We start from the raw sequence: 709 nt of genomic DNA, 5'->3' as shown, positions 1-709 counted from the left end.
AAATCCGATCAAAGAAGAAATTGAAAAGTTTCTGGGTTTTCAGAAACCAGCTAATTTTCCTGAGCCTGTATATAACCTGGCCAATAATCCCGTTACCAAAGAAGGATTTGAACTGGGCCGGGCATTGTTTTACGAACCCAGACTTTCAAGGAATAATACCATTACCTGCGGCTCCTGTCACATTCAGTCTTCTGCATTTACCCAGCATGGACATGATGTGAGCCACGGTATCGATGACCGCCTGGGAACACGGAATTCACCGCCAATTATGAACCTGGCCTGGAATAAGGCCTTTATGTGGGGCGGTGGCGTTTTTGATCTGGACCTGCAACCGATCACGCCCATCACTACCCATGAAGAAATGGACGAGAACCTGGAAAATGTGTTAAACAAGATCCGGGCACTGCCTAAGTATACGGCCATGTTTAACGGCGCTTTTGGAACAGAAGAGGTCACAACCGCACGTTTCATGAAAGCCTTATCTCAATTTATGGTCATGTGTGTAAGCAGCAATTCCAAGTACGATAAGGTGATGCGCAAGGAAGCTGGTGCAACCTTCACTGCCGATGAGCAGGCTGGCTATGTGCTGTTCAAGGACAAATGCGCTTCCTGTCATTCCGAGCCTTTGTTTACCGACGGATCTTTTCGTAACAACGGTTTGGGGATCAGTACAATCAATGACAAAGGTTTATATGGAGCTACGCTGATC

General features: G+C 46.7%; 1 protein-coding gene. It reads left to right on the top strand.

Translation table 11 applies throughout. From position 1 onward, the window contains the following. Positions 1 to 7: 7 nt before the first annotated feature. A partial coding sequence (locus tag IM797_RS28195) for a cytochrome-c peroxidase (RefSeq protein WP_370583133.1) occupies positions 8 to 709 on the top strand: 702 nt, incomplete at its 3' end.

The sequence above is a fragment of the Pedobacter sp. MC2016-24 genome (assembly GCF_015223055.1).
GTDB lineage: Bacteria > Bacteroidota > Bacteroidia > Sphingobacteriales > Sphingobacteriaceae > Pedobacter.
This window is presented reverse-complemented; position numbering and strand designations above follow the sequence as displayed.